Raw genomic sequence first — 25716 nt, forward strand, 5'->3', positions numbered from 1 at the left:
TGGGTATGAGTGAAACACACAGGGCGATGGACCCCGGGTGGGTCCGGACGAGGGGAAAACGTTGAAACTGCGAACCAGACGCGTGTTTACCGGATCGATGCTGACTGCTGCTGCACTGACTGCCGCACTTCTCTCCGGGTGGACTGCACAAGCAGATCCCGCATATCCGGCGCCTGACCCGGACCCGTTCTATTCGCAAGCAGCGGCCGAGGGGACCGCCGGCACGCCGATCTCTGTGCGCCGGGCCCCTGACCTGATGACCTTTCCCGGCGTCGCGATCTGGCAGGTCAGTTACAGGTCCACGAACTCCGAGAACAAGCCGATCGCCGCGGTCAGCACGATCCTGGTCCCGCCGAATCAAGCGCAAGACGGCCCGTTGCTCTCCTATCAGCACATCGTCAACGCACTCGGAACGGGATGTGCGCCATCTCGCGCGCTTTACGCATCGGATCCCAACATCGTCATCCGTGAAGCGCCCATCCTCAACGTCGCGCTTCAACGTGGATGGACCATTGCCCTTCCTGACCATCTCGGACCCAACAGCGCCTACGGCGCCGCGCGCCTGGGCGGACAGATCACGCTCGACGGTATCCGCGCCGTTCAGAAAATCCCCGAATTGCGTAGTGGCGCCAGCCCAGTCGGTATTGCCGGTTACTCCGGCGGCGGCATGGCCACCGCGTGGGCGGCCGCACTGGCCCCGAGCTACGCACCCGAGGTCAACCTCGTCGGTGTAGCCGAGGGTGGCGTTCCGATGAATCTGTCCAAGATGGCCAACGGCCTCGGACAGGATCCGCACCCGGCATTCGGCCTCGCCTTCGCCGCAGCAATGGGCCTCGAACGCGAGTACCCCGACCTCCTTCCGCTGAGCAACCAACTCAATGACCTCGGTCGGTCGATGCGGACCGAACTCACCAACGCGTGCACCAACGACATCCTGAGAGTTGGCGCAGGACGCAGCGCTTCCCAGGTGTCGACGTCGACTTCTCTGTTGTCCAGCCCCGAAGTGCGAAAGGTTATGGACGACAACAGCGTCGAGCTCTATCCGGGTGTGCCGACTGCCCCGGTATTCGAATGGCACACGCCCGACGACGTCCTTATCCCCATCGATTCGGTGGTCAACACGATTTCTCGGTACTGCGCCGCCGGAGCCACGGTTCAATCTCAGCTGTTCCCCAGCCCGGACCACCTCACCACTGCGGTCCTCGGTCTGCCCACCGCGTTCGAGTACCTGCAGGACCGGTTCGACGGAGTGCCGGCCCCGCGTTCGTGCTGAATGTCTCCGGAGTGATGTATCGAGCAGGCGCGGCACATGGCCAACTCGGTGTGCCCGTGGCATCGTTGATCGTATGAGCGACACGGATGACACCGGCGCGGCCGGCAATGGCGATTACAGTCTCGATCCCGACGACCAGCTTCAACCCGAAGACACCCTGATCGATCGAGGCGTGGACGACATTCTCGACGAGGGAATCTCACCACCGGAACGCCCATTGGGCCTGGACGCCCACGGGTTGACCGGCAGTGAAGAATCGGCGGGGGAGACCCTCGACGAGCGCCTGGCCGAGGAAGAACCGGATCCGTACGCGTCACTGGGAGATCCCCTGAAGGATCCGGCAGATGCCGACGAATTCGAACGGGAAGAAGAATTCCCGAACGGTGACGAAGTCGGAAATCGCCGCGTCGGGCGTCTCGTTGCCGAAGACGAGGGTCGATACGAGGACGAGGAAAGCGAACTCATTGCCGGAGACGTCGGAATCGACGGCGGCGCAGCGTCGGCGGAGGAAGCCGCGATGCATCTGATCGAAGAATCAGACGACTGACCGACCGCCTGACTGTTGTGGCTGTTGATCGGTGAGAACGATGGAGTGGACGTGATTTCCACCCATCCTCTTGCTTTCGTACATCGCCGAATCGGCTAGGCGATGTAGATCGTGAACGCCGCTTTCTGCTGCTTGCACGTCTGGCCAGCCGCCGTTGTGTATGGCTATGCCGATGCTTGTCGTCGAGAGTGGTTCGCCCGTAGGGGAGTTCATGATGGGGGCGATCCGTGCGAGCAAGTCGCCGACGTACGGCAACGGCATGATCTGAACGACGACGAACTCGTCACCTCCGATACGAGCGATCGCTGCGTCCGATCTGGCCCAGTCGTGGAGTCGATACGCCGTGCGCAGGATGACGCGGTCGCCGACGTCGTGACCATAGGTGTCGTTGAAGTGTTTGAAATTGTCGATGTCGATCACCACCACCAGCAAGGACTGGTCGAGGCTGGATTTCGCTTGCAGGAGTTCGGAAGTCCGCCGTGAGAGTCCGCGCCGATTCAGCAGGTCCGTCAACGGATCGAGTTCGGAGCTTTGAGCGTCGTTGCTCAGGAGCGCCAGAGCAATCTGCGTGACGACCGGTATGACGGTGATGACAGGGATGGCAAAGGCAATGCGTCCCAGGACGTCTGAGAGGCCGGAAGGTACATCGGTGAACACGCCAATGCTGGCGATAACGATGACCGCCCCGGAAAACAGCAGGTGCCACAGCTGCGCTCGAAGATTGTGAAAGAACGCTATGTACGAGCCGACGAGTCCGAAGACGAGGCACCCCAGCAGCCTTTGATCCGGATTGGCCTCCGCCAGCACGATCACCGCGACAGCGAGGTCGCCCGCGATGACAAAAAGGTACGACCGTTCCCGGGTCGTCGCGGTGAACGGCAGCGCTGTTCCGCCGATCATCACGAGCACTGCGATGACGACGTCCAACGGAAATCCGATGGTCTGTACCGAATGGGTGCCCAGTCGCTTCAGCAGAATCGTGACTCCCAGGAGGAAAACCAATATGCCGATGCCTATCCGAGTCGGCATCAGAATTCCGTTGTCGCGCAAGAATCGCGTGAATCGGTCGAACTGGTCTGGCACTGCAAGCCAGCGGTGCACGGCCTTGGGTGTGTCACTCATCGCGGCCACTGATCATTCGAAGCGACCGGTCGAAATAAAACACATGCGGCGATAGTAGTCCGTGGCGATGACAATGGAACTGCACCCGCTCGCAGCCTGTCGTCCCCAATACGTCACAGTGACGAATTGGGGACGGGTGGCTGGGAGTGGGCGAGACTCATCCATCAACATCAACCCGCGTCAGGCGGCCTGCCGCGCGGCCTGAACACCTGAGCGGCAGGGTTGCTCGGTGGCCGGCCGGGGTCGGACGGCGATCGACGATTGATTGTCCGACGACGGGCACGCCAAGATGATCAGCTGACGCAATGCGTCCAGCGGTTCAGGGCGGAAGCACGCGAATGGTCGACAGATACATCTACGGATCAACGACGCAGGAAACGGATCATGAGCCGATATCGCCAGGTCGACAATTTGCCGATAATCTACATTATGTCAAGTAATGGATATTCGAACGTCCCCCGTCAGCTTGTCCGCTCTACGCGCTTCACGTCGCTCCGTTTGGTACGACACGACCGGTGAATACCGTGACTGGTTCATTCCGGACTGGGTTTCGGTCGCCGCAGATTACGACGCCATCCACTTGACCTTGATGGCCTATCTGACCACGCCAGGCATCGCGATCCCGTTGTCGGCCAACTCGGGGGCCACCGTGCTCGCCGGGTGGGATCCGGACGCTACATTCTGGCTACGAAGCAACAACATCACCGTCGAGGGCGAGCCACCAAGCTGACGCTCAGCGGCGCAGAATTCAGCAGGTGCGCCCGTACGGTCAGCCACCGTGCAGTGTCCTCGATCCCCTGTTCCAAGGTGAACGTCGGAACCCACCCGAGTAGTCGTAACGCACGATCGTTCGACGCATAGGCGCCGGCAGTGTCACCGGTGCGTCGGTCGGCAGCGACCACGTCGACGTCTTCGCCGAGCACGTTCTCGAATGTGTGTACCAATTCCCACACCGTCGTCCCCCGCCCGCTGCCCAAGTTGACCACAGTCATGCGTGATGAATCAGCGGTGACCCGGTCGAACCTTTCGAGTGCTCGAACATGAGCGTCTGCAAGGTCCCAGACGTGAACGTAGTCACGCACTCCCGATCCGTCGCGCGTCGGCCAATCCGTCCCCGTAACCCTGAAAGGCGTTCCTGTCGAATATGATTCGAACAGCTTTCCGAGTGCGTGGGTCGGGCGCGCCGACGCTGGTCCGCTTCGCAGCTCCGGGTCTGCCCCGACAGGGTTGAAGTAGCGTAGAGATATTGCCGATAATCCTGTGGCCGCCACGATGTCGTCAAGCATCGTTTCGAACTGAGCCTTGCTGTGCGCGTAGGGACTCTGCGGTGCGATCCGCCAATGTTCGTCGACACACCCACCGTCGCTCGGCGCGTACACCGCAGCAGAGGAACTGAACAAGAAGCGCTCACAGCCGTTCCGAAGGACACTCGATACCAGTGTCAGTGACTTGGATACGTTGTTCTCGTAGTACCGCGCCGGGCTACTCACGGAATCTCCGACCACGATCAAGGCCGCACAGTGAACTGTGGCAACGATATCGGGATGATCTGCGAATATCCTGTCGAGCAGTTTCTCGTCCGCGATGTCGCCGCAGTAGAACGGGAATCTGTGCGCAAATTCGGCACGGCCGGTCAGCAGGTTGTCGAGAATCACGACATCGATCCCGGCGTCGACGCACTTCGACGCCACGGTGCTTCCGATGAATCCCGCTCCGCCGGTGATCAGTACTTTCACGCTGCTCCCCCGGCATCTTCGACGGCAGCCCTCGCACGACGGACGAAGTGGGATACGCGTGAGCGTGCCAAGTCCCATCCACGTAGGTCGCGCCCGTCCCGGATGGAAAGCCGATCACGGTCGAGAAAGAGCGGCACCATGACCAGATCGCGGTAGAGCGAGTGCAGACGTGGGCGATCGGCCAACCACAGCGTGCATTGCCACCACCAACGCGCCGACGTATTCGTCACCCCGGTATTCACTCCGAAGATCGATTCCACCGCAGCCCAGTGGACGTTCACCGCGCGACGGACATCGCGCGGCAATCGGCGTCGCGCGAGCATCGCCGGGAGTGACGGCTCGGAGTCGAACAGGTACCCCACGTCGAAGACGCTGTTCAACGCCAGATCAGCGCGAATCAAGGCGCGATCGGCAAGCCGCGCGTGAGCGATGACATGAAGCGTGACATCGGCAAGGGCAAGTCTGGATCCTTCGGTCTCCGCGCTGAGTCCTCGGACCGCGGACTCGCGGGTCAACGCGTGACGGGCGAACCGCGGAAGCAAGTGTGAATGGATTTCGACGGAGCCGTGACGGTCGTCGCGAAGGAGCGCTGGTTCCTGATGATCGTCGTGATCGATGGAATCCCCTGCCACCTCGTCCGGGCGAACCATTCGATAGCCGAAGTCGATGATCGCGTCGTTGGCTGGAACGGCGTGTGCGGGATCTACGACCAAGAGGTCGATGTCCGTCATCCGTCGTGCCGCCGGGTTCGGCCAGATTCTTCGCTCGAGAAGAGCAGCACCTTTCAGCGCGACAGTCGGAAATCCGCTGCTGTGTAACAACTCTTGCAGTTCTACGCGCTGCGCATCGAGGTCCGCGATACGAAGCGCGTTTCGGTGATGGACAAGGCTCAGCGTCAATTCCGGACTCGACGCGCTAGCTGCGGATTCCGACAGCATTTCGGCGAAACTCGCCGGCAGGACCGATGCGAAGCCGGCATCGACTGCGCGGGCGGCCAGCAGCGGCAGCACCTTGTGCCTGGCAGCGGCGTCGATGACTCGGGGCCAATCTTGCTGCGAACACGAACGGATGACGTCGGCCCCGCGCTCGGGTTCCAACATGGAAATCAGGTACCGGGTGTCACGCATGACGCCACCAGTTCCTCCACGGTGTCGGCGCCGGTGTCGCCGTGGTGCCGGATCATTCTGTAGCACGGGGCATTCGAGAGCAGGGCAGCGATGTTTCTCAGGGTCAGTCCGTGATTGTCGGACCACAGAGCGGATTGCTCGGCCAGCGACTGTATCGCCTGGGGTGCGGGCATCGGCGCGACACGAGTAGGACCCCCGTCCCATTTATCGAGAATCAGCACCAGATCGATTCCGCGAACCGCCGAATCGACGTTGGGAGTAGCGGGCAATGTCGACGGGTCCAGTGCCCACACCGAAGGGGTATACGGGAGATACAGCGAATCGTGCGCCTTGATGTCCGGGAGAACGTCGAACGTACCGGCTTTCAGGTGGACCCGGCGCGGCAAGCCCACCGCTTCGGTACCGCGAATGAAGACCCCTTCGTCAGCTCGCAGTTGTGCACCCCGTAAGGCAAGGGCAAGCGCCAAGGTGGTTTTACCCGCCCCGGAGTGCCCGGCGATCGCCACCCTCACACCGTTGCAGTCGACCAGAGCGGCATGCAGGCGTGTCCACAGTTCGGTATCTGCGGCCGTCATGACATCCCGGTGCACAGTGCGGTAAACGTTCTCCGCGAGGTGGAGTCCGTCGAGACCGATCAGCGGTTCCTTTCTGCCTCCGATGGTCGAGTCGATGGTGGCGTCCCAGCGACCGAACGTCGATCGATTCCGCTGAATCCGAACTTCGATGTTGTGGTCCGCAGGCCAGGGGCTGGCAATTCGATGCTCGATGACACCGAGTTCGGGTATGGCAGGGCCGCGCACGATCGCATCAACCCATAGGTAGTGCGTTCGGAATTGTGGTACGTGGCTGCCTGTCACGGGATTCTCACACCAGCAGACGCGAGGCGCTCAGCTGTCCATAGGTCTCGCTGACCACCGACTCCGCGTCATGGTCAGGGATCTCGAGTACCTCCGACACCGCCTGGACGATGTCACTGACGGTCCGGCCGTCACACAGTTCCCACACCAAAGTCGCGACGGGGTTGAGGTGATGGGCAACCTCGCTGGAACTGTCGTACAGCACGACACCGTCGGTGAGATCATTGCTCTCCACCGTCTGTGAGCGCTGAGGCCTCGCGTCTTCGAGTAGTTCCGTCAAGATATCTCCTTGTTCCAACCAGTCCGATATTCGTGTTGAGCTATTTGCGTTTGGGGTGGTGTCAGAGCGAGAAGCGTCGTGAGTATTCGGATTCGATTGCGCCCGAACGAATCAGGCTGCGTGTGGAGGCGATGCCGGGTGCGAGCGTCAGACACGTGAGCGCTCCCCCGGCGTTCGCATCCACCAGGTAGTTGCCCAAAGTTTGGTAGTGGCCCGCCCATTTTTCGAATGCTTCGGGGTCTACCTCCGGATCCGCAATCGCGTCCAGAATTCGTTCGAAGGCGCGCGAATGAACGAGGACGGCGTGAACTCCACGGTTCTCCGGACTGGTGCGCAAGAGCACCGAACCGTCGATCAGCGCTCCGTCGGCCGATTTCGCGTCGTGTCCGAGTTGGACGACATCCCAATCGCGGTGATCGAGATCTTCACGTGCGTGGTCCAGGATCGACGCAGCCGCATCCAGCAAACTCACGTCGTCAGCTGCAATGAGGACCGAATCCCAGCTCTTCTCGGTCGCCCGAGAAACCGCGCGACGCCACGAGACGGCAAAGGCCGCTTCCTGATTCATCACGTCCTCGAAAGCTGATTCTCTCTCCACCGCTGTTACGCGCGGTAAGCGAATGAATCGATGCCAGGACGCCTTCCATCTGTCGATATCGAGGTCAAGATTCACGACGACAACACCGAGGTCCGACTTCGAACCCTCGACAGCCGGGGTGGGTTCTCCCCCTACTCGGGCAGGCGACAGTGGGCGATCGAGCACAACGTCGACTGCGCCCCGCTCGAGCAGATAGGTCGCCAGTGAAAAGTCGGACCGCACGGGTCCGTCCATGCTCCGAGAGAGTTCGTCTCGCAAGGTTCGGTATGCCGCGGCGCGAACAATCAGTGCAGCCCCGACCAGGTCTTCGCCGTGTGCGTGGATGACGGCCGCATCGGCTTCGGCGGGGAGGTCGTCTGTTATGTTCCGCAGCTTGTACATAACCGCGGGTTCGATCACGCGAGCCTCGTCCAGGAAGACCACCGACTTCCAGCCCAGCAGAATCGCCTTGTCGAGTCCGGCGACGAACGCTGAGGCCGTCCTCCACCCATCCGGACCGTCGTCCTCCGCCGGAATGGCACGGTGAATGGTCAGTTCGATCGACTCGGCCTCCGCCAGGCATGAACGCCACGGTGCTACTCGGCCGTCGTCGCTGAGAACGATCACCCCGCCGAAGACCAACTCGGGTCGCTGGACGCTCAGTTCGGCACGGCGACGAATCTCGGGATACGAATCACCGAGGTACCTGGAGAACTGACGATGGAGTGAGTCGAGATCCCATCCGACCTCACTCCAACCGAGCAGGTAATTGTGAACGCGATCTTCCCAATTTATTCGATACGGGACACCCGCCGGGCGCTCGAATCGATGGTGCCAACCAAATGTCGGAAGGCAGACGACCTTTCCGCCGTTGATCCGGAACTTCTCGTGGATGTATCCCTCCTCACCGCCGAATCCGGTGAAGTGCGAGTTCAATCCCGGCCACGCCTCACGCCTGCAGGCAAATGAGCCGAGGCCCTGCATGATGATCTCGAAAGGCACGTCAGGGTGTTGCTTCGCTCGCGGATCAACTCCCCAGGAGCCGAACATTCCGTTGCGCCACTTGGGGTCCATGTGGGTGGCCGCGATGTGCGAGGAATCCTGGGAGAGCATCGGTCCCTGGATCAGATCGTCAGTTTCCGGATTTGCATCGAAATACGCCAGCAACGCCGACAACGATCCCGGTGCCAGGATCACGTGGGAGTCGAGGACCAGGACATACTTTCCGGTGGCCTTGCGGAACAGGACGTCCCGCACCGCAGTCGATCGAACGTCGGTGAACGGGATGTAGCGGAACCGATCGATGTAACCGGCAAACGATTCGAGCATCGGCGCCGGCAACCCCTCGGGGTTGTTGTCCAACAAGACGAATTCGACTCTGTCCAGAATCTCGCGATGATGGACCAGGATCGAGTGGATCGTGAAGTATGCGCCGTCGAAATCGTCGTAGGTCGCGATTGCAATGGTGAGGTCGGCAGATTCTCCGTGCGGCGGAGTTTCTTTCACCTGTACTGGCACCGCGCTCTGAAGCTTCTTCAGAGCGCGGTGCAGGGCTTCGTCGAACTCGGGCATCGGTGTGCTCCCTGGGAACCCGTGGCGTTGTATCGATTACGTCGGTTACGCAGGTTCCGTGGGATCTGTCGGCTTGGTCGGGCTGGTTGGGAACGTCGGCTCGGTGCGAGTGGTCGGCACAGTTGGGACAGTTGGGACGGTCGGCTCTGTCGGCTCCGTCGGCCCGGTGGGCTTGGCGGTCGTCGTTCCACCCGAGCCTGACGAGCTACCGGTTGATCCGGAACCTGTGGAACTTCCAGACGATCCCGAACTCCCGGAACTACCCGAACTTCCCGACGATCCCGAACTTCCCGACGATCCGGGGTTGCCCGGCTCGTTTCCGCCCGGCTGGTTCCCTCCCGGAGTATTACCACCGGGCTGATTCCCGCCTGGTTGCTCGCCGCCTGGTTGATTCGGATTCTGCTGGCCTCGAGTAGGAGCTCCGGAGAGGTTCGGCGTGTCACCGGCTGCGAAGGCCGGTGCCGCACCACCGAGGCTGATCGACGTCACGACCGGAACAGTTACCGCCGAGGCCGCCAGAACTGTCTTGACGAACTTGCGTCGATCAACCGGAACATTCTGAAAAGCGTCGCCGCCCATAGCGTTTCTCCCATGCGTCCGAGACGAGGTCGTCCTCACTCGATGTCGGGCAAAACGCTAGCATCCTTCCGGCAACTTTACAGACTGAACGCGCCGATATTTGACGGGTATGCGAATTCGAGTCCGGACTGCGCCGACTGTTCGGACAGAAGTACGGCGATCCCCTCCTGTTCAGGGGACTCGTTTGTCCCGGTCGACAACCGTCAACCGACCGGCATCTCCCACGGCGCCACCGGAAGAGTATTTCCGGTCTCGAGGTAGGACTTCAGATTCGACAGCACCGCCGACCATCCGCCCGCTACCTCCATGCGAGCCGATTCGTCTGCCAAATCGATGTGCTTGACGGTCAATCGCACGATCGCGCCGAAGGCTTCGATGTCGAAACTCACCCGCGAGATATCGACGCCCGGTTCGCCGTTCGGATCAGCCCAGGTGGTGACCAACCTGGACGGTGCGCTGCTTTCGACTACGGTGCCGACTACATCCGCGATGTTCGAACCGTCGATCCGGCGGTGCTCCCACGTCGATCCCGGCTGCCAGTCGGAGACGTTGCTGTGTCCCCAATACTCTGCAGTGGCCCCCGCGTCCGTGAGTGCTTTCCAGACGTTCTCGGCCGTACTGGCGATGTAGGTGACATATACAAAACTGGGCTTGTCGGTCATGGCTTCCTCCGCGAGTTTTTTGACGGCACTGAGCGCATGCAGGCGCGGTACCTCGAACTTGTTGATCCATCGCTCTCGAATCTCCTCGAGCGCAACGGGATTGAGATAGTGAAGTTTCGTTCTCCCCTGCCGCACCGTGCTGATCAGATTTGCATCCTCGAGCGCCGTGAGGTGTTGCGTGACAGCTTGGCGACTTATCTCGAGGCTCTCGCACAGCTCACCGAGCGACTGCCCGTTGGCTACGAACAGGCGGTCCAGCAGAAGTCTTCGCGTGGGATCGGCAAGTGCTTTGAAGGCTGCATTCATCCGGTCGTTCACAACTTCACGATATGCAAGCATTTGCTTGCATGTCAATGGTTGGGCGTGCCGGGTTTCGGAAGTAGGGATAAATAGGGTGTGATGTCTTCAGGCAGATGTGATCTGAATCCCGGATCACACCGCAAGAGAGGTTGAGCACATGGACTGGGCAGCAATTGGAGTGGGTGTCGGGTATGCCTCGGTGGCTCTGTCGATCCTGGTTTTCGTCGGCGGGTGCATCGCACTGTTCATTTTGTCGGTCCGCCAGTAGCTGACACCTCGACAAAGTGGTGAACACCCCCGGCGCGAGGATGACACGCGTCTCGGGGTGATCGCCGCCGGAGGCTGCTTGATCGATTCGGACACACCGGCGCGCGTCGGACTGCTCGCAGAGAAGCTCGGCCGCGGTGGGACTACCGTAGGACTGTCGCCTAGAACTCGAGGAGTACGGAATGAGCATCCAGTCGGTTGAACCGCACCGCCACCGCGTAGTGGTGATCGGTTCCGGCTTCGGAGGATTGTTCGGCACTCAGGCTCTCAAAAAAGCCGATGCCGACATCACGATGATCGCGCGTACAACCCACCATCTGTTTCAGCCGCTCCTCTATCAGGTTGCGACCGGCATCCTCTCGGTCGGTGACATCGCTCCCGCCACGAGACTGGTGCTGCGCAAGCAGAAGAACGCCCAGGTGCTGCTCGGTGAGGTCGAGACCATTGATCTCGAGAATCAGACCGTGACCTCGCGTCTGCTCGAACGCGTCACGGTTACGCCGTTCGACAGTCTGATCGTGGCGGCAGGTGCCGGTCAGTCGTACTTCGGCAACGATCAGTTCGCGGAGTTCGCCCCCGGAATGAAAACGATCGACGACGCCCTCGAACTGCGCGGACGAATCCTCGGGGCCTTCGAACAGGCCGAACTGTCGGACGATCCCGCCGAGCGCGCGCGCTTGCTCACCTTCGTCGTGGTCGGCGCCGGCCCCACCGGGGTGGAGTTGGCCGGGCAGATCGCCGAGCTTTCCCGTCGAACGCTGGACGGCGCCTTCCGCAAGATCGATCCTCGTGAAGCGCGCGTCGTGCTCCTCGACGGCGCCCCTGCCGTGTTGCCCGTGTATGGCGGGAAGCTCAGCCGCAAGGCTGCCGAGACGCTCGAGAAGCTCGGCGTCGAGATCCAGCTCGACGCAATGGTCACCGACGTCGACAACGACGGTCTGATCATCAAGGAAAAGGACGGCACGCTTCGCCGCATCGAGTCGCAGTGCAAGGTCTGGTCCGCCGGCGTGCAGGCCAGCCCCCTCGGCAAGCAGCTTGCAGAGCAAAGCGGCGGAGAAACCGACCGCGCCGGCCGAGTGATGGTCAATCCTGACCTGTCGCTTCCCGGACACCCCAACGTCTTTGTCATCGGCGACATGATGTCGCTCGACAAGCTTCCAGGACTGGCTCAGGTCGCCATGCAGGGCGGCAAGTATGCGGCCAAGCAGATCAAAGCGTCACTGGATGGAAAGTCCCCGTCGGAACGAGTTCCGTTCAAGTACTTCGACAAGGGCAGTATGGCGACGATCTCGCGCTTCAGCGCGGTAGCCAAGGTGGGCAAGCTCGAGATCAGCGGCTTCATCGGGTGGGTTGCCTGGTTGGCAATTCACCTCCTGTACCTCGTCGGATTCCGTTCACGCGCCTCGACGCTCTTGTCGTGGGCAGTGACGTTCTTCGGGCGTGGCCGTGCTCAGATGGCGTCCACCGAGCAGCAGGTCTTCGCGCGAAACGCGATGGGCGAGTTGGAGAAGAAGAACAAGGAAGCGACGGAGTCCGGCAGCACGTCGAATGGCGAAGCCAAGAAGGCTGCCGGCAAGCAGCAGAAGGCCGCCGGCTGATCGATCAGCGCCTGGGCGAATGACGAAGGGCGGCTGTGGAGTTCAACTCCACAGCCGCCCTTCGTCATTTGATCGACTGCCGCGTGGTCAGTTTCCGATCTTCGCCACCTCGGTGATGTTCGCGAGGCGAACCTGTCCCTTGGAAACGAGTCGGCCGTTCTCGTCGGTGATGCGAACTTCCCAGAGTTGCTGGGTGCGTCCGCGATGAATCGGGGTGGCTTCGGCGGTGAGAGTGCCCTCCCGCGTTGCGCGCAGGAAGTCGGTGTTGTTGTTGACTCCGACTACGTGTCCTCGCTCGCCCAGCCACACGGTGCCGCCGACGCTGGCGAGAGACTCCACCACCGAGCAGTACACACCCCCGTGTTGTATCCCGGCGGGCTGGTGCAGCGTGGGCTTGACCGTCCATTGCGCCCTCACACGGTCTGGGCTCAGTTCGGTGTATTCCAGGCCGATGGTGGCGTCGAAGCCCGTCCCGAGCCGTTTCATCATCTCTGCGGTCTCAGCAGTGTCGACCATGCCATCTCCATCTGTGATTCTCTGGCGCCGGTGTGGCTGCCACTCCCTACCTGATTACACGAGAGGTAACTCGAGCTTGGAATCAGGTCTGGAAAAAGAACCGGCGGGTTTCCCATCATTCGATGGGAAACCCGCCGTGGGAAGGACCGGGAGTCTCTGCAGCCCTCAGGACTCCGGCGCGGTCCGGCAGTTTCGTCACTCTCGCGTCGTGTAGCTCTCTGCGAGGTCTTCCACAATCATAGGCAAGGCTGACCTAATTTAGCAAGCCCTTCGTCGAACTGGTTCCAACGAGGGCGTAGCGAGACCTTGCGGCGCGCACGAACCGGCAGCCCGGCGGCGACAAAGGCGTCCAGCAGTCCCTGCCCTCGACGCTGAGCGGCCGATTCGCCCTCACCGGCCAAGATGGGGACGTAGGCCGCTGCACCCAGGATCGACTCCCCTACCAGGCCCCAGAATCTGAACTGGTCGACGGGCGCACACCTGGCGACGGCGTCATAAATCGCTCGGAGTGAAGTCAGGCAACGGTGCGCGGTCCAGACAAGGAGCGCTTCTTCACACGGCATGTCGACGACGCCGTCACTGCCGGACTCCCGTCCGTTGGGCGCAACGCGCAGCGTTTCGTCGACCACGCCGGCCCAGTCGATCCCGCCGTCGCTGTCCATGTGGATGAACAGGTTCTCGAGCCCCGGGTCCCATGCGGACCCCTCGGAGACGATCGACGCGGCCACCCTGCCGACCACGGCATGAATAAGTGACGTGGCAACCTGGATCGCCGCAGCTTCGGCGCTGTCGAGATCTTGAAGTGAACGGGCGAACATCTGATGCACCCGATCCCCGCACAGGCCCTCGCTCAGTTGCCACCAACGCCGTTTACCTTCGCCCGCCATGGCGGCAACCGCGTAGACGCGCGGATAGTCAGGGTTGAGTGCTCGTAGGCGAACGCTGGTGCGGCTCAATGCGTTCGACCGGAGTTCGAATTCACGAACATCCGCATGCTGGGTGGTCAAGGTGATGGTCACCGTGCACTCCAATCGGCCGAAGTTGTCTTGTGGTTCTTAATGTAGGTTAGCCTCACCATAATTCAAGAGTAAAGAACTGTGACGCTGGGCACCGCATATTCACAGGAACGTCCCCCGCAGGAAGCGCACCCGCATAGGGTTCCGTAACCTAAGATGCGAATTCCCTGCGCACCAAGACCAGGAGCTCGAACCGCCAGTGACGATGATCAAATCTCTCGGGAACGGACATCCCCGAGGACCCAGCGAGACGTACGGACGGCGCATCGTGCCGCGCGGCCCCGCTCCTGTCCGAATGCGTGTCCTGGCTGGACTTTTCGACGCGGCGGTGTTCCTACTTCCGTTGATCGTCGGCTGGTACATCGTCCAGTCGCTCCGTGACGACAACGGTGGCGGCGAGGCCGATCGAGCAGTCTTCGGCGGGACAGCAATAGCCATCGCCGTCGGTCTCCTTGTGTGGAACCTCGGATTCCGTGAGGGGGCAACCGGTCGGACCTCGGGGAAGGGATGGGTTGGCCTGGTCACGCGTGACGCGACCACCAAACAGCCCATCGGTGTCCGCCGGGCTCTGCGCAGACCGTTCGACCGAAGCGGCATCGAGGTGGTCCGAGAAAGCACGGCCCGAGACGAGGGCTTCGAAGAACTCGCACGCGACAACAGCGTCGGTGCAACTCGCCGGCGCCGCCTGATCGGACTCGCGGTCCTCACCGTGCTGCTCGCGCTTGTGATGCTCGCGAGTATCGCAGTGGGTGCTCGTCCACTGACGTTCGCCGAGATCTTCCACGCGCTCTTCAATTCGGACGGAACTCAAACGGACATCATCGTGCGGACGTTGCGCGCCCCACGAACGATTTTGGGTCTTGTTGTCGGAATTGCACTCGGTATCGCCGGTGCCTTGATTCAGGGACACACGCGCAACCCGTTGGCGGATGCCGGTCTACTCGGCCTCAACGCAGGCGCGGCGTTCTTCGTGGTCATGGCGATCTACCTCTTCGGCTTTACGGCACCGAGTCAATACCTCTGGTTCGCGTTCGCAGGATCCTTCGTCGCCAGCATCGTCGTTTTCGGCTTGTCTTCCATCGGAAACGGCGGCGCAAGTCCTCTGAGTCTGGCTCTGGCGGGCGCGGCCGTCGCATTCTTCCTGCAAGCCATGACCAACGCCGTGATAATCCTCGACCAGACGAGCCTGGACGCCTACCGTTTCTGGGTTGTCGGGTCGGTGTCCGGTCGCGGGTTCGACGTTCTCTGGCAGGTCCTGCCGTTCCTGATACTCGGATTGGTCATCGCCTTGGCAAGTACGCCGGGGCTCAACGTCCTCAGCCTGGGTGAAGACGTCGCAAAAGCACTGGGAACTAACATCGCGTTCAGTCGCACACTCGGCATCGTCGCGATCACCCTGCTGACCGGCGCCGCCACCGCGGCATGTGGTCCGATCGCGTTCATCGGTTTGGTGGTCCCTCACGTGGCCCGGGCCATCACCGGACCCGACTACCGCTGGCTGGTCCCGTACGCGGGCTTACTCGGCGCGGTCATGTTGATCACCGCGGACATCATCGGCCGCGTGGTCGTGCGCCCTGGTGAGTTGCAGGTCGGCATCATCTTGGCCCTGTTCGGCGCTCCGTTCTTCATCGCTCTCGTACGCCGCAGGAAGTTGGCAAGTCTGTGACGCTCAAGCAGGAACTCCGGGTACTCCCCCGGACCGTCCCCTCACGTAAGTCGATCCGCCTCGGTGGATTCTCGCTCGTCTACCGCCCACTCGCGGTGTCGGTGAGCATTGCCCTCGCAGTTGCGCTGTTCCTTCTGCTTTGCATCAACATCGGGCGAGGCGACTATCCGATCTCGATCCCCGATGTCATTTCGGTCCTGCTCGGCAATGGCAGCAAGACACAGAACCTGATCGTCTTCGACCTTCGACTTCCTCGGTCGCTCACCGCGCTCTTCATCGGTATGGCACTCGGCATTGCCGGTGCGGTCACCCAGACGATTGCGCGCAATGCCCTCGCCAGCCCCGACATCCTCGGAATCACGGCTGGATCGAGTGCCGCCGCAGTGGCACTCATCGTACTCGGCGGGGGTGGCTCGTTCGTGGGACTGCTTGCCACACTGGGGATTCCGTTGGCTGCGCTCTGCGGCGGCCTACTGACAGCAGTGGTGATCTACGCCTTGGCGTGGCGCAAGGGCGTCGAGGGGTTCCGCCTCATCCTGATCGGTATCGGCATCAACGCCATGCTGGTGGCAGCGACGGGATGGCTCCTCATCTCGGCGGACATCAACGACGCTTCTCGCGCACAGGTGTGGCTCAACGGTTCACTCAACGGTGCCACCTGGAATCAGATGTGGCCGGTCGCAATCGCCGTCGCAGTAGTCGGCGGCTACGCGGTGATCGCATCGTTCACCATGGGAGCGCTGCGGTTGGGCGACGACAACGCAACCTCACTCGGTGTTCGCTTGCAATCATCACAGGCCAAGTTGTTGCTTTCCGCCGTGGCACTGGCCGCCATCGCGACCGCAGCAGCAGGTCCGGTCGGCTTTGTCGCCCTGGCTGCGCCACAGGTCGCCATGCGTCTGGTGCGCTCCGCCGGCCCGCCCATCGTGGCTTCCGCGCTGACCGGTGCTGTACTGGTGGTAGGCAGCGACGTCATCGCTCGAACAATTCTGCCTGTGGAACTCCCCGTCGGAATCGTGACTTCCGCACTGGGCGGCCCGTTCCTGCTCTACCTGTTGGTTCGTAACAATCGGAAGGTCACAGCATGACCACCATCGCCCAGTCCACCGATGCTCCTTCGCGTCTCGTCGCGCAGAATCTGACGCTCGGGTACGGGGATCGCATCATCGTCGACGGACTCGATCTCGAGATCCCCACCGGCGTGATCACGACGGTCATCGGACCCAACGGTTGCGGCAAGTCGACGCTCTTGCGCGCGCTCGGTCGTCTGCTCAAGCCAAAGGGTGGATCGGTCATCCTCGACGGCAAGGCGATCAGTTCGATGAAGACCAAGGAAGTCGCGCGGGTGCTCGGAATGCTCCCCCAGACTCCTGTTGCGCCGGAAGGGCTCACCGTCGCCGATTTGGTCTCACGTGGGCGCCACCCGCACCAGTCGTGGATCAGGCAGTGGTCCGCGGACGACGAGGGCGAGGTCGCCGAAGCGCTCGAGCTGACCGGTGTCTCGGATCTCGCCGATCGGCCCGTCGATCAATTGTCCGGCGGTCAGCGTCAGCGAGCCTGGATCTCGATGGCTCTCGCCCAGGGAACCGACATCCTGCTTCTCGACGAACCGACTACCTATCTGGACCTCGCGCACTCGATGGAAGTCCTCGACCTGGTGGATCAACTCCACGAGGAAATGGGGCGCACCGTGGTGATGGTTCTGCACGACCTCAATCTCGCGGTCAGATACAGCGATCATCTGATCGTGATGCGCGACGGCGCCGTCGTCGCTTCTGGTGTCCCCAAGGACATCATTTCCGCGGAACTTCTGCTCGAGGTGTTCGGTCTCGAAGCTGCGGTCATCGACGATCCCGTCTCGGATCGGCCGCTGATCGTTCCGATCGGAACCCGGCACGTGTTCGGTGCCGTCGGCGGGCCGGCAAAGCCTGCGTGACGATCGCGAATCAGCGACCCAGAATCGTCCGAACGAGTTTGAATCCCTGACCGATCGTCACGGTCGGCAGGTATGCCCGTCCGACCGCGTTGCCGATGCTCGGCAACGCGGCTGGATCGGCGAATGTCATGTGCATCGGCACGTACCGCGGCTGGAACTTCGATTTGAAGGCCAGCAGCGATCGAAATCCGTACACCGGTTCAAGGGTGCGACCGAGTAGGTCGAGCACGCTGTCCATCATCGCCGAGAAAGTCGTGGCCTCCGGTTCGTTCGCATTCCTCTCGGAGTCACCGGCGATTGTTGCCAGCGGTGCACCGGACAGACTGAGGAACTCGACGCCCTCCTCCTCCAATTTCAGTGCAGCGGAAGCGATGAGGAACTCCATCGCGGGACGGAACCCTTCGGAGCGTCGCCTCATGAAGTCGAGTGTCCACCCGACGACTTTGCCGTCGCGGTACACCGGTAGCCACGACGTGACACCGTGCACGGTGCGATCCTCGTCGACCGCGATCAGGCATCGCACTTGTTCGTCGTCGACCTCGTCGAGTCCGCCGAGGGTGAATCCCATCTCGGGCATCCCCTTGTCCGCTACCCACTCCTCCGAGATCGCGACCATCTGATCCTTGATCGCGAGAGGTGCATGAGGGAAGGAAATCCACTCGGCGGTGATACCGGACTTCTTCGCCCGGTTCAGTGCTGTGCGCACGTCCTGGAACCGCTTTCCTGTGAACGCGACTTGTCCCAGGTCGAGCACGGTTTCCTCGGCGACCTGTAGACCGCTCCAGCCCATCGAATCGGTGATGGTTCGGGCGTCGTCGGTCACGGAATAGAAGCAGGGAATCCAACCGTTCGACGACGCGAACTCGGCGAACCCCTCGATCGCCGCGCGCATGCGATCTGGAGGACCGACCGGATCACCTGTGGTGAGAGCAACGCCGGCGATGACGCGATACGCGACGTAACTCGAACCGTCCGCGCTGAACCAGTAAGTGTTCCCCTTCCACGTCGTCATCCACGACAACGGGCTGCCGGTACCGGCGATCAACATGGATCGCGCTCGTTCGGCGGCTTTGGGATCGGCGGTCTTGACCGGCTTGAGGAAACTCACGAATACCAACACGGCGGCAACGCCCCAGAACACGACGCCGGTCCACTCGAAGAGCAACGTCGACTCGATGTCCACGGGAAGCAGGCGCGGGTCGATCAACTGCAGGTACACCGGCGGTACAAGGCGCTGTGGGAAGTCCGCGAGCAGCATCGTGACCGTGGGCTCGCGGTCGAACCCGTGCCTGGCGAGCATTCCGCCGCCGACGTAGATCACGGCGAGGACCGCGAGCAAGGTCACGATCGCAGCACCGAGACGTCGATACGTCTTGGCCGGGGCCGCGACGTCGAAGTATCGACGTGTGGCGATCAGCAGGATCAGCACGAAGAGCGGTGTCAGGAACGGCACCAGAGTTCGATACACGTTCGGATCGCTGATTCCGTAGAACAAGCTGTCACTGTCGACTGCGTCGACGAACCTGATGACGAAGTTCCCGATCGAGAGGACGAGTAAGACGACCTGAGCACAGACAGTCGCAATCCAGGCGAATCTGCGGCCACGACGGAGCCCATCGCTCAACACCAGCACAAAAATCGACGGCATCAACGAGAGCAGAGTCGGCCCGATCCCCGAGAGTCTCAGCTCGAGGAGGCCGCGTCGGCAGTCCGGATCCGACGCGGATTCGGCGCACAGCTCACGTACTTCTGCGACAGTCCAGGGAACACCACGGAAGAGATCGCGGAGTACGGCGAGTGGGCCAACCGCCTGTGGGGACAGCGCGGCGATCATCGGGCCGATCGCACTTGCCGCGACGACGATGGCGACCAGGACGCGGCCCTCTCGCTGTGTCCCGGCGATGCGTTCACCGCGAGCCGATCGTCCGACGATCCACTGTCCGATGACCAAACCCACCACAGCGGCAAAGAATCGGATGACATCTTGCAGCTGACCACTGAACAGGGCCAAGGTGATGGTCAAAGCCAGGGTTCCGACGCGGATGCGGCGACGCCACAATGTCCCCATGTTCGAGCTGGCGGCCATCGCGGCGCCGACGATCCACGCGCTCGCGCCGACAGCGGAGCCGACATGGAGGCGGAACCCCCAATTGGCGTCGAACACTTTCACGAAGGATGCCCAGCCGAGCCCGAGCAGAACTCCCAAGATTTGAGTGCTTGCGCCGGCGATCGCCAGCTTGATCGTTCCCATCCGCCGTTCGAGGGGTGCAGCGACCGCAATCAGGAGCACGCTCGCGCCGATGTACCCGAGCAGGTTTCCTGCCCACAGCGCGGAGCTCAGTGGAATCCAGACATGTCCGTGCTGGATCGAGCCCATTCCCGCACCGATCGTGTGCTCGAGATCGCGGGACGGTCCGTGAACGATGCTGCCGGTTACGGCGCCCAGTATCCACATGGTGAGAAGTAGGACGACCGTCAAGGGTGCGTCGCGAATGCCGAAACGGATGATGCCGGCAGCTTTCTGCGTGACTACCCGCGCCCGTGATGTCGATTCTTCGGTGCCCGGCGAACTGTCGATCGTCATCTACGTGCGGCTACTTTCTGCGGATCGACTGTTGGCTTGCAATTATCGGGCATCGTCATTGTCGGGACTTTGGTCGTCTCACACCACCGTAACCGTCACGCAGATCACTATGGCCAATACCACACCCCCACCGAGGCGGTTACTACTACCAGTAGTACGTATTTCGTCGTGGAAGTCCGTAGAATCGAAGAATGGCAGGTCTAGGTGAACTCGAACGCGCGGTGATGGATCATTTGTGGTCCACATCGGAACCGCAAACTGTGCGACAGGTGCATGAAGCACTCGCGACACATCGCGAATTGGCGTACACGACGGTAATGACCGTTCTGCAGCGCCTGGCGAAGAAGCATCTGGTGATTCAGCAGCGTGACGATCGCGCCCATCGCTATCTTCCCGTCAACAAGCGCGAAGAACTGGTCGCGAGCCTGATGGTCGACGCTCTGGCCCAGGCTCCGGAGTCCGGCGGTCGCGCTGCGGCACTCGTCCACTTCGTGGGACAGGTCAATGCTGACGAAGCCGATGCTCTCCGCGAAGCGCTCGCTGCCCTCGAGGTGCGCGAGTCCGCGAAAAAGGCTGCGCAGCCCGGAATTTCTAGGCCGAACTGATTTCGTCGTGCATGATGTGTAGGACATGAACGCCACTACTGCACTGGTTTTCGGACTGCTTGCCTTGTTGCTGGCCGGTCCGGTTCCCGCACTCCTGAGCCGCTCCACGTGGCCTTACCGCGCTCCACGCGCGGCGTTGGTTCTGTGGCAAGCCGTCGCAATTGCTGCGGTGCTGTCGGCATTCAGCTCGGGCCTGGCCATTGCCAGCCAGCTGCTCGTTCCCGGCGCTGACGGTAGGCCGACGACGGCCCCGACCGCCGAAATCGATGCACTCGGGCTCCCGCTGTGGATTCTGTACGTGGTTGTTTTTGCCCTGACGCTTCTGATCGGCGCGAAGCTGATCTTCTCGATAATCCAGGTCGCTGTGAGAACCCGACGTCGCCGTGCACGTCACCGCGTGTTGGTGGACCTTCTCGACGACTGCGCCATGCCCGCGTCGGTGGAACGCACACCCGATCTGCGGGTGCTGGACGTGGACGAACCGATCGCATACTGCCTGCCAGGTCTGCGCCAACGCGTGGTACTCAGTCAAGGCACTCTGCAGAACCTCGATCATGCCGAGGTCAAAGCAATCCTGACGCACGAGCGTTCGCACCTGCGAGCTCGTCACGATCTGGTCCTCGAGGCTTTCACGGCCGTCAACCACGCGTTCCCCCGTTTCGTCCGTAGTAAGTCGGCTCTGGGATCGGTACAACTCCTGGTGGAGTTGCTCGCCGACGATTCAGCTGTGCGGGCTACCGGTCCCACCCCTCTCGCGCGGGCACTTGTCGCGTGTGCCGGATCGACGGCACCCCGCGGAGCGATGGCAGCGGGCGGCCCGTCGACGCTCATCCGAGTGCAGCGCCTCTCGGCCGACGATGCAGATCCCCGCATCGCAGTTTTTGCGTATCTAGGGGCGGTCGCGATTCTCGTTGTTCCCACGGTTGCGGTGGCTGTGCCCTGGCTCACCGAACTTCGACTGCTTTTCAACGCATACTGAGTCTTGACCTGCGCAACCCCGTGTAGTAGTGCAGGTCACAGGCGGGGCTACCTGACTTCGGTGTCCCCGGTGGCGTAGAGTGGACCACGGCCACCATCGTGGTCCGTCAACATATAACGGCACACAGCCCAATTCCCCGCAGTATGCGTTCGGATTGCCAGGTGACATGTGCCCTGGCTCGTCCCTTTGCGAACTGTGTCGTGTATTTCAGCATGGCTTCTTCCGCTCCGCGACGTGCCCGTAGTCCGGAGAGGTTTCCGCGTGACCAACGCTGTCCAAATGTCGTCTTCCGAGAACATCGAAGACCCCACCGTCAACACCCCCGCTGCCGAAGAAGCAGTCGCCACCGAGCCGGGTATCACCTTCGCCGAGATCGGCCTGCCCGAGCAGCTTGTTGCCGCATTGGCGCGCAACTCCATCACCGTCCCGTCCCCCATCCAGGCGCAGTCCATCCCGGACGCGCTCGCCGGAACCAACGTTCTCGGCCGCGCACAGACCGGATCGGGTAAGACCCTCGCCTTCGGCCTGCCGATGCTGACCCGCCTCTCACGCCACGAAGATCGCCCGGCCGCAAAGCGTCCCCGCGCACTCGTGCTCGTCCCCACCCGTGAGCTTGCTTTCCAGGTGGTCGACTCCCTCAACTCCTACGCCGGCGCACTCGGACTCACGGTTCGTCCCGCTGTCGGTGGAACGCCGTTCGCCAAGCAGGTCGATCAGCTTCGCCGCGGCGTAGACGTCCTCGTCGCAACGCCGGGTCGTCTCGGCGACCACCTGCGTCAGGGCACCTGCATCCTCGACTCGGTGGAAATCACCGCACTCGACGAAGCCGATCAGATGGCGGACATGGGCTTCCTGCCCGAGGTTCGCTCGATCCTCGGCGAGACCCCCGCAGACGGACAGCGTCTGCTGTTCTCGGCAACCCTCGACCGTGAGGTCCAGTCGCTGGTTCGTCAGTTCCTGGCCAACCACGTCACACACTCCACCGAAGACGGCCGCGCAAGCGTCGACACGATGGAGCACTACGTCCTCCTCGTCGATCGTGGGCAGAAGGATTCCGTCCTCGCCGAGATCGGTGCCCGTGACGGACGCACCATCATGTTCGCCCGCACCAAGCTCGGTTGCGAGGGAATCACCGATCGCCTCCGCGCAGTCGGCATCGCTGCCGAGTCGCTTCACGGCGGCAAGGCACAGAACCAGCGCACCCGCGTCCTCGAGCGTTTCAAGAACGGCCGCACCCCGGTCCTCGTCGCAACGGACGTTGCAGCGCGCGGTATCCACGTCGACGGCATCGACCTCGTCGTTCACGTCGATCCCCCGGCCGACCACAAGGACTACCTGCACCGCGCTGGTCGTACCGCTCGCGCCGGCGAGAAGGGCACCGTTGTCGCCATCGTGCTGCCCAACCAGAAGCGTCAGTTCAAGCGTCTGACCGGAATGGCCGGCGTCAATGCCGCAGCCGTTGCCGTCACCCCGGGTTCTGCTGAACTTGCTCGCATCACCGGCGCCAAGAAGCCGACCGGAGAACCCTTGCGCGAGAGCTCTTCTCGTGGCGAGCGTTCCTTCGGTGATCGTGGCGGAAGCCGTGGCGGCTACCAGGGCAACCGCTCTTCCGGCGGCTACCAGGGCAACCGCTCTTCGGGTGGATACCAGGGCAACCGTGACGGTGAGAGCCGCGGCGGATACCAGGGTGATCGCTCCAGCGGTGGTTACCAGGGCAACCGCGACAGCCGCCCCTCGACCGGCTACCAGGGCAACCGCTCTTCCGGTGGATACCAGGGAAGCCGCGACGGCGAGAGCCGCGGCGGTTACCAGGGCAACCGCTCTTCCGGTGGATACCAGGGTGATCGCTCCAGCGGTGGTTACCAGGGCAACCGTGACAGCCGTCCGTCCTACGGAGACCGCGACAGCCGCCCGTCGACGGGTTACCAGGGCAACCGCTCGTCGGGCGGATACCAGGGAAGCCGTGACGGCGAGAGCCGCGGCGGATACCAGGGCAACCGTTCGTCCGGTGGTGGATACCAGGGCAGCCGCGACAACAACCGCTCGTACGGCGATCGCGACAGCCGCCCCTCGACCGGCTACCAGGGCAACCGCTCTTCCGGTGGATACCAGGGCAACCGCGACGGCGGCGACAACCGTGCAGCCTCGACCAGCGGTGGCGGCTTCCGCAGCCGCACCGACCGTCGTAGCTATGACGGATTCGACGGCCCGAAGCGCGATCAGCGGTAATACCTGCGCTGAGCTGCGGCTCGACAACTGAACACTGAGAACCTTCCGGCTGTGCCGGAAGCTGTATCGAGACGGATGCAGGTCACTGCAATTAAAGTGATCTGCATCCGTGTTTTGTATGCACGGTCTGATGTTCACGCGCGTCGCGGCCGCACCGTTTTCGGCTGCGCACAGCGCAGGATTTCACAGCCGCGGACCGAGAGGGAAAGCTGTAAGTATGTCAACCACTAGCACCGAATCACCCCGAGCTCAGATCGGCGTCACCGGCCTGGCCGTCATGGGTTCGAATATTGCCCGCAATTTCGCCCGCCACGGTCACACCGTTGCCCTGCACAACCGCAGCATCGCGAAGACCGATGCCCTGATCGCCGAGCATGGTTCCGAGGGCGATTTCGTGCGCACCGAGACCGTCGAGGAGTTTGTTGCCGCACTGCAGAAGCCGCGACGCGTCCTGATCATGGTCAAGGCCGGTGCCCCGACCGACGCCGTGATCGAAGAGCTCGCGAACGCCATGGAGCCCGGCGACATCATCATCGACGGTGGCAACTCGCTCTACACCGACACGATCCGTCGTGAAGCAGCGATCCGCGCCCGCGGTCTGCACTTCGTCGGCGCTGGTATCTCCGGTGGCGAAGAAGGCGCACTCAACGGTCCGTCGATCATGCCCGGCGGCCCGAAGGAGTCCTACGAGGCTCTCGGCCCGCTTCTCGAGTCCATCTCCGCTCACGTCGACGGCACCCCGTGCTGCACGCACATCGGCCCCGACGGCAGCGGTCACTTCGTCAAGATGGTGCACAACGGCATCGAGTACGCCGACATGCAGCTCATCGGCGAGGCGTACAACCTCTTCCGCGACGCACTCGGTTACGACGCCGGTCAGGTCGCAGACGTCTTCACCGAGTGGAACAAGGGCACGCTCGAGTCCTACTTGATCGAGATCACCGCCGAGGTGCTCCGCCAGGTCGACGCCGAGACGGGCAAGCCGTTGGTCGACGTCATCGTCGACGCTGCCGAGCAGAAGGGCACGGGCCGCTGGACGGTCAAGTCCGCTCTGGATCTGGGCGTGCCGGTCACCGGTATCGCCGAGGCCGTTTTCGCTCGCGCACTGTCCGGTAGCCGCAATCAGCGCGCCGCAGCTCAGGCGCAGGGTCTGGCCGCCGGCTCTCTCGGCGACAAGCCTGCTGACGCCGAGCAGTTCGCCGCCGACATCCAGGCCGCGCTGTACGCGTCGAAGATCGTGGCGTACGCGCAGGGCTTCGATCAGATCGCTGCCGGCAGCGCCGAGTACGACTGGAACCTCAAGCCTGCCGACCTGGCGACGATCTGGCGCGGTGGCTGCATCATCCGTGCGCAGTTCCTCAACCGCATCAAGGACGCGTTCGACGCGGATCCGAGCCTGCCGAGCTTGATTCTGGCGCCGTACTTCCGTGAGGCCATCGAGGCAGGCATCGACAGCTGGCGCCGTGTGGTCGCCACCGCGACGATGCTCGGCATTCCGGTACCGGCGTTCGCGTCTTCGCTCTCGTACTACGACGGTCTCCGCGCGGAGCGTCTGCCGGCCGCCCTGACTCAGGGGCAGCGCGACTTCTTCGGCGCGCACACCTACGAGCGCATCGACAAGCCGGGCAAGTTCCACACACTGTGGAGCGGTGACCGCAGCGAAATCGAGGCCTGATTCACAGCGGGTA

22 protein-coding genes are annotated in these 25716 nt (G+C 62.4%); 12 read left to right on the forward strand and 10 right to left on the reverse strand.

Going from position 1 to position 25716, the window contains the following annotated elements; all coding sequences use genetic code 11:
- Positions 1–97: 97 nt before the first annotated feature.
- Both H351_RS17345 and H351_RS17350 read left to right on the forward strand, forming a co-directional pair.
- A complete protein-coding gene (locus tag H351_RS17345) occupies positions 98–1273 on the forward strand; it encodes a lipase family protein (protein ID WP_021344275.1) in 1176 nt (391 codons plus the stop codon).
- Positions 1274–1346: 73 nt separating this feature from the next.
- Positions 1347–1820 carry a DUF5709 domain-containing protein gene (locus H351_RS17350; RefSeq protein WP_019748468.1) on the forward strand — a complete coding sequence of 158 codons (474 nt, stop codon included), beginning with the start codon at positions 1347–1349 and terminating at the stop codon, positions 1818–1820.
- Here the strand turns inward: H351_RS17350 and H351_RS17355 are convergent.
- On the reverse strand, positions 1809–2942 hold the full coding sequence (locus H351_RS17355; protein ID WP_020969633.1) for a GGDEF domain-containing protein: 1134 nt from the start codon (positions 2940–2942) through the stop codon (positions 1809–1811). The two genes, H351_RS17350 and H351_RS17355, sit on opposite strands and share 12 nt — an antisense overlap.
- Before the next feature lie 439 nt (positions 2943–3381).
- On the opposite strand from H351_RS17355, the gene H351_RS17360 reads away from it, so the two are divergent.
- Positions 3382–3672, forward strand: coding sequence for a hypothetical protein (locus H351_RS17360; protein ID WP_029255365.1), 291 nt, complete (start codon positions 3382–3384; stop codon positions 3670–3672).
- Here the strand turns inward: H351_RS17360 and galE are convergent.
- From galE to H351_RS17385, 5 genes are all read right to left on the reverse strand, one after another.
- Positions 3644–4678 carry a UDP-glucose 4-epimerase GalE gene (galE, locus tag H351_RS17365; protein WP_029255364.1) on the reverse strand — a complete coding sequence of 345 codons (1035 nt, stop codon included), beginning with the start codon at positions 4676–4678 and terminating at the stop codon, positions 3644–3646. The genes H351_RS17360 and galE overlap by 29 nt on opposite strands.
- A complete protein-coding gene (locus tag H351_RS17370; RefSeq protein WP_029255363.1) occupies positions 4675–5805 on the reverse strand; it encodes a nucleotidyltransferase family protein in 1131 nt (376 codons plus the stop codon). The genes galE and H351_RS17370 overlap by 4 nt, the downstream gene beginning before the upstream one ends.
- Entirely contained in the window at positions 5784–6605 is an 822-nt protein-coding gene (locus H351_RS17375; protein ID WP_029255362.1) for a phosphoenolpyruvate carboxykinase (ATP), read from the reverse strand. The genes H351_RS17370 and H351_RS17375 overlap by 22 nt, the downstream gene beginning before the upstream one ends.
- 64 nt (positions 6606–6669) lie before the next feature.
- Entirely contained in the window at positions 6670–6942 is a 273-nt protein-coding gene (locus H351_RS17380) for a PqqD family protein (protein WP_020969628.1), read from the reverse strand.
- Between the two features lie 61 nt (positions 6943–7003).
- Positions 7004–9091 carry a glycosyltransferase gene (locus tag H351_RS17385; RefSeq protein WP_029255361.1) on the reverse strand — a complete coding sequence of 696 codons (2088 nt, stop codon included), beginning with the start codon at positions 9089–9091 and terminating at the stop codon, positions 7004–7006.
- A gap of 58 nt (positions 9092–9149) precedes the next feature.
- Between H351_RS17385 and H351_RS17390 the strand changes: the two genes are divergently transcribed.
- Complete coding sequence (locus H351_RS17390) at positions 9150–9452, forward strand: hypothetical protein (RefSeq protein ID WP_029255360.1); 303 nt, start codon at positions 9150–9152, stop codon at positions 9450–9452.
- A gap of 421 nt (positions 9453–9873) precedes the next feature.
- Here H351_RS17390 and H351_RS17395 read toward each other — a convergent pair whose 3' ends face one another.
- Complete coding sequence (locus H351_RS17395) at positions 9874–10671, reverse strand: ArsR/SmtB family transcription factor (RefSeq protein ID WP_081051165.1); 798 nt, start codon at positions 10669–10671, stop codon at positions 9874–9876.
- 410 nt (positions 10672–11081) lie between these two features.
- Here H351_RS17395 and H351_RS17400 point away from each other — a divergent pair, with 410 nt between their 5' ends.
- Positions 11082–12497, forward strand: a complete 1416-nt coding sequence (locus H351_RS17400) for an NAD(P)/FAD-dependent oxidoreductase (protein WP_019748456.1) — start codon at positions 11082–11084, stop codon at positions 12495–12497.
- An 87-nt stretch (positions 12498–12584) separates the two neighbouring features.
- Here the strand turns inward: H351_RS17400 and H351_RS17405 are convergent, their stop codons facing one another.
- Together H351_RS17405 and H351_RS17410 are read right to left on the reverse strand one after the other, a co-directional pair.
- Entirely contained in the window at positions 12585–13013 is a 429-nt protein-coding gene (locus H351_RS17405) for a PaaI family thioesterase (RefSeq protein ID WP_020969625.1), read from the reverse strand.
- 236 nt (positions 13014–13249) lie between these two features.
- The gene (locus tag H351_RS17410) at positions 13250–14032 is read right to left on the reverse strand and encodes a hypothetical protein (protein ID WP_020907762.1); all 783 of its coding nucleotides are present in this window, start codon (positions 14030–14032) and stop codon (positions 13250–13252) included.
- 202 nt (positions 14033–14234) lie between these two features.
- Here H351_RS17410 and H351_RS17415 point away from each other — a divergent pair, with 202 nt between their 5' ends.
- The 3 genes from H351_RS17415 to H351_RS17425 are packed head-to-tail and all read left to right on the forward strand — an operon-like array spanning position 14235 to position 17631.
- The gene (locus H351_RS17415) at positions 14235–15695 is read left to right on the forward strand and encodes a FecCD family ABC transporter permease (protein ID WP_019748453.1); all 1461 of its coding nucleotides are present in this window, start codon (positions 14235–14237) and stop codon (positions 15693–15695) included.
- The gene (locus H351_RS17420; RefSeq protein WP_019748452.1) at positions 15692–16783 is read left to right on the forward strand and encodes a FecCD family ABC transporter permease; all 1092 of its coding nucleotides are present in this window, start codon (positions 15692–15694) and stop codon (positions 16781–16783) included. Before H351_RS17415 ends, H351_RS17420 begins: the two co-directional genes overlap by 4 nt.
- The gene (locus tag H351_RS17425; protein WP_020907760.1) at positions 16780–17631 is read left to right on the forward strand and encodes an ABC transporter ATP-binding protein; all 852 of its coding nucleotides are present in this window, start codon (positions 16780–16782) and stop codon (positions 17629–17631) included. The genes H351_RS17420 and H351_RS17425 overlap by 4 nt, the downstream gene beginning before the upstream one ends.
- 10 nt (positions 17632–17641) lie before the next feature.
- Here H351_RS17425 and H351_RS17430 read toward each other — a convergent pair whose 3' ends face one another.
- On the reverse strand, positions 17642–20215 hold the full coding sequence (locus tag H351_RS17430) for a bifunctional lysylphosphatidylglycerol flippase/synthetase MprF (RefSeq protein WP_029255358.1): 2574 nt from the start codon (positions 20213–20215) through the stop codon (positions 17642–17644).
- Between the two features lie 191 nt (positions 20216–20406).
- Between H351_RS17430 and H351_RS17435 the strand changes: the two genes are divergently transcribed.
- The 4 genes from H351_RS17435 to gndA all read left to right on the forward strand — a co-directional run bounded on the left by H351_RS17435 (position 20407) and on the right by gndA (position 25703).
- Complete coding sequence (locus H351_RS17435; RefSeq protein ID WP_003944876.1) at positions 20407–20820, forward strand: BlaI/MecI/CopY family transcriptional regulator; 414 nt, start codon at positions 20407–20409, stop codon at positions 20818–20820.
- Positions 20821–20845: 25 nt separating this feature from the next.
- A complete protein-coding gene (locus H351_RS17440; RefSeq protein WP_003944922.1) occupies positions 20846–21799 on the forward strand; it encodes a M56 family metallopeptidase in 954 nt (317 codons plus the stop codon).
- 261 nt (positions 21800–22060) lie between these two features.
- Entirely contained in the window at positions 22061–24028 is a 1968-nt protein-coding gene (locus H351_RS17445) for a DEAD/DEAH box helicase (RefSeq protein ID WP_031333375.1), read from the forward strand.
- Between the two features lie 217 nt (positions 24029–24245).
- On the forward strand, positions 24246–25703 hold the full coding sequence (gndA, locus tag H351_RS17450) for an NADP-dependent phosphogluconate dehydrogenase (RefSeq protein ID WP_007730904.1): 1458 nt from the start codon (positions 24246–24248) through the stop codon (positions 25701–25703).
- The last annotated feature ends 13 nt before the right edge of the window (positions 25704–25716 follow it).

The sequence above is a fragment of the Rhodococcus erythropolis R138 genome (assembly GCF_000696675.2).
GTDB lineage: Bacteria > Actinomycetota > Actinomycetes > Mycobacteriales > Mycobacteriaceae > Rhodococcus_F > Rhodococcus_F erythropolis.

Bases quoted from the DNA above. Each gene is read 5' to 3' on its own strand.
- H351_RS17345 (WP_021344275.1), top strand. From the start codon at position 98: ATGCTGACTGCTGCTGCACTGACTGCCGCACTTCTCTCCGGGTGGACT.
- H351_RS17350 (WP_019748468.1), top strand. From the start codon at position 1,347: ATGAGCGACACGGATGACACCGGCGCGGCCGGCAATGGCGATTACAGT.
- H351_RS17355 (WP_020969633.1), bottom strand. From the start codon at position 2,942: ATGAGTGACACACCCAAGGCCGTGCACCGCTGGCTTGCAGTGCCAGAC.
- H351_RS17360 (WP_029255365.1), top strand. From the start codon at position 3,382: ATGGATATTCGAACGTCCCCCGTCAGCTTGTCCGCTCTACGCGCTTCA.
- H351_RS17370 (WP_029255363.1), bottom strand. From the start codon at position 5,805: ATGCGTGACACCCGGTACCTGATTTCCATGTTGGAACCCGAGCGCGGG.
- H351_RS17385 (WP_029255361.1), bottom strand. From the start codon at position 9,091: ATGCCCGAGTTCGACGAAGCCCTGCACCGCGCTCTGAAGAAGCTTCAG.
- H351_RS17395 (WP_081051165.1), bottom strand. From the start codon at position 10,671: ATGCTTGCATATCGTGAAGTTGTGAACGACCGGATGAATGCAGCCTTC.
- H351_RS17400 (WP_019748456.1), top strand. From the start codon at position 11,082: ATGAGCATCCAGTCGGTTGAACCGCACCGCCACCGCGTAGTGGTGATC.
- H351_RS17405 (WP_020969625.1), bottom strand. From the start codon at position 13,013: ATGGTCGACACTGCTGAGACCGCAGAGATGATGAAACGGCTCGGGACG.
- H351_RS17415 (WP_019748453.1), top strand. From the start codon at position 14,235: ATGATCAAATCTCTCGGGAACGGACATCCCCGAGGACCCAGCGAGACG.
- H351_RS17425 (WP_020907760.1), top strand. From the start codon at position 16,780: ATGACCACCATCGCCCAGTCCACCGATGCTCCTTCGCGTCTCGTCGCG.
- H351_RS17430 (WP_029255358.1), bottom strand. From the start codon at position 20,215: ATGACGATCGACAGTTCGCCGGGCACCGAAGAATCGACATCACGGGCG.
- H351_RS17435 (WP_003944876.1), top strand. From the start codon at position 20,407: ATGGCAGGTCTAGGTGAACTCGAACGCGCGGTGATGGATCATTTGTGG.
- H351_RS17440 (WP_003944922.1), top strand. From the start codon at position 20,846: ATGAACGCCACTACTGCACTGGTTTTCGGACTGCTTGCCTTGTTGCTG.
- gndA (WP_007730904.1), top strand. From the start codon at position 24,246: ATGTCAACCACTAGCACCGAATCACCCCGAGCTCAGATCGGCGTCACC.